We start from the raw sequence: 3,469 nt of genomic DNA on the forward strand, positions 1-3,469 counted from the left end.
CCCGCATGCACCAACACCGTCTCACCAGGCCGAACCCCACCCAGATCAACCAGCCCGTAGAACGCCGTCAGGAACACCACCGGAACCGACGCCGCCTGCTCGAACGACCAACCCACCGGTACTGGGGCGAGCACGCGCGCATCGGCGACCGCCATCGGCCCGAAGCTGCGCGGCACGAGTCCGAGGACGCGGTCCCCCAACGCGAACTCGGTGACATCCGCTCCCGTCTCCACGACGACACCGGCGATCTCGCTGCCGATATGGGCGTCACCGGGGTACATCCCGAGACCGATGAGGACGTCGCGGAAGTTCACGCCGGCCGCCCGGACAGCAACCCGAACCTGCCCCGCCTCCAACGGCGCCGAAGCCTCCGGAGCCGCAACCAGCCCCAGCCCCTCCAACGTGCCCTCACCCGACACGTCCAGCCGCCACCCGGTACCACAAGAAGCCGGAACCACCAGGTCACCACCAGCCACCGCACGCACAAGACGCGGCACCAGCACCCGGCCCCCACGCACCGCCACCTGCGGCTCACCACAGTCCAGGGCCAACCGCACCACGGCCGCATCGTGGCCTTCGGCGGTCGGGGCAAGGTCGAGCAGGACGAATCGCCCGGGATACTCGGACTGCGCGGACCGCACGAGCCCCCAGACTCCGGCGGCCGCGAGATCGGGCACGTCACCGCCCTCGGCGGCCACCGCACCGCGCGTGACCACCACGAGCCGCGAACCGGCGGCCCGCTCATCGGCGAGCCAGTCCTGCACGAGCGCCAGCACCCCTGCGACGGTCCCCTCGGCGTCGTGGTCCGAGGCGGTCGCGGCCAGGACGAGCGGTGGTGCGGCGGATTCCGCCTCCAGCAGCGCGGCGAGCGTCGCGTGCCGCACACTCGGGGCCGGCAGCACCCCGTCCGGATCGATCGCGGCCCAGTCGGACACCGGGACCGCGTCCGTGGCGAGCGGGACGCTCTCCCACATCAGGCGGTAGAGCGAGTCACGCTCACCGGACACCGACGAGGCCAGCTGCTCGGCCGTCACGGGGCGCAGTGTCAGCGACTCGACCCTGGCAATGGTCTCGCCGGCCGGGTCCGCCAGGACCACGGAGACCGAGTCCGTACCGACCGATGTGATGTGGACGCGGGCCGCGGTGGCGCCGGACGCCAGGAGTGACACTCCCTCCCAGAGGAACGGCAGCCGCAACTCCTGCGCCTCGCCCGAGACGGCAAGCATCGTGTGCAGCGCCGCGTCCAGCAGGGCGGGGTGCAGGCCGAAGGCGCCCGCCTCCGTGTGCAGGTCATCGCCCAGGGACACCTCGGCGAAGACTTCGTCCCCGCGGCGCCAGGCGGCGGTCATGCCCTGGAAGGCATGCCCGTAGCCGTAGCCGGCGGCCTCGGCCCGGTCGTAGAAGCCGGACACGTCGACGGGCTCGGCATCGGCAGGGGGCCACGCGGTGAGGTCGAGGGGGGTGGGTGCCACGTCCGGGGTTACGGTGCCCAGGACGCCCTCCGCGTGGAGGGTCCACGCGGCGTCCGAACCCTCCGCACGGGAGTACACGGCGAGCGAGCGCCGCCCCTCGCCCTCATCGGCCGCCCCGACAACGACCTGGACCTGCACCCCGGCCCCGTCCCGCCCGTCAAGGACAAGGGGTGCCTGGAGCGTCAGTTCGGTGAGGTGGCCGGTGCCGACCTCGTCTCCGGCGCGGATGGCGAGTTCGACGAAGGCGGTGCCGGGCAGGAGAACCGTCCCAGCGACCGCGTGATCGGCCAGCCAGGAATGCGTACGGGTGGACAGCCTGCCCGTCAGCACCACGCCTCCGTCCGCGGCGAGACTGACCGCGGCACCGAGCAGGGGGTGATCGGTGCTGGCGAGACCGGCACCGGTGACATCGGGGGATGCCGGTCCGGACTCCAGCCAGTAGCGGTCGCGTTGGAAGGCGTAGGTGGGCAGGTCGACACGGCGGGGATTGCGGTCGGCGAAGAGGGCGGGCCAGTCGACGTCGACTCCGGCGGCCCAGAGGCGGGAGACGGCCGAGGTGAACGTCTCGACTTCGTTGTGGTCGCGGCGGGTGGCAGGAACGAAGAGCCCTTCCACGCACTCCGCGGCCATCGCGGTCAGCGTCGCATCCGGACCCAGCTCAAGGAACTTCGTCACGCCCGCATCGGCCAGCCAGCTGACACCGTCGGCGAAACGGACGGTCTGCCGGATGTGCCGCACCCAGTACGCGGGCGTGCACAACTCCTCCCCCGCCAGCCGCCCCGACCCATTCGAGACCACCGGAATCTGCGGCTCGGAGAACTCAATGCCCGCCGCTACCTGCTCGAACTCGGTGAGCATCGGCTCCATGAGCGAGGAATGGAAGGCGTGGGAAACCGTAAGCCTTCGAGTCTTCACCCCGACGGCGGTCAACTGCTGTCGTACAGCGTCGATTTCGGCTTCGAGACCGGAAAGCACAATCGATGCCGGCCCATTCGCAGCCGCCACGTCCACTGACCCCAGGAAACCTTCGATGTCTTCCAACCGTGCTTGGACCGAGAGCATCGCCCCACCGGTGGGCAATGCCTGCATCAATCCCCCGCGCGCAGCCACCAAACGACAGGCATCCCCCAGCGAGAACACCCCCGCCACATACGCAGCGACCAACTCCCCGACCGAATGCCCCATCACGAAGTCCGGGCGGACACCCCACGACTCGACAAGCCGATAAAGCGCCACCTCGACCGCGAACAACCCCGCCTGCGTGAACACCGTCTCGTCCAACACACCGGGCGTCTCATCCGCCAGGACATCCGCCAACAACCGAGGCAACAGCCCCTCGAACCCCGCACACACCTCACCCAACGCGTCCGCGAACACCGGGAACCGAGCGGCAAGTTCACGCCCCATCCGCGCCCGCTGAGCCCCCTGCCCCGTGAACAGGAACGCCAGACGACCATCAACAACCGACCCCGAGGACGCGACCCCGGCCAGCCCAGCCGTCAGTTCGCCCGCATCGGAACCCCACACCACAGCCCGATGACTCAACGCCGCCCGCCCACTCGCCAGCGACCACCCGACATCCACCGGATCCAGCACCCCGGCGACCTCAGCCAGCCGCCCCGCCTGAGCCACCAACGCCTCGGCAGAACCCCCCGACACCACCCACGGCACCAAGCCACCCGCGCCACGCGGAGGCTGAACAACCCCCCCCTCCGGAGCCTCCTCCAAAATCACATGCGCGTTGGTCCCACTCGCGCCGAAGGACGAGATCCCCGCTCGACGGACCCCGCCGGGCGACTCCCACGCGCGTTCCTCCGTGAGCAGCGAAACGCGACCCGCTGACCAGTCGACGTGAGGTGTGGGCGTGTCGACGTGCAGCGTCCTGGGGAGAACGCCGGCCTGCAGGGCCATCACCATCTTGATGACACCCGCGACACCCGCCGCGGCCTGCGCATGCCCGATGTTCGACTTCACCGACCCCAGCCACAACGGCCGCT

At 70.4% G+C, this 3,469-nt stretch carries 1 protein-coding gene; it reads right to left on the bottom strand.

Annotated features, from left to right (window positions below; genetic code table 11):
* Nucleotides 1-3,446, bottom strand: a 3,446-nt coding sequence (locus ABT296_RS38435) for an acyltransferase domain-containing protein (protein ID WP_351934771.1), incomplete at its 3' end; no start/stop codon positions are given.
* Nucleotides 3,447-3,469 lie beyond the last annotated feature (23 nt).

Source organism: Streptomyces sp. NPDC000983 (assembly GCF_040299205.1).
In the GTDB taxonomy this organism is placed as follows: domain Bacteria; phylum Actinomycetota; class Actinomycetes; order Streptomycetales; family Streptomycetaceae; genus Streptomyces.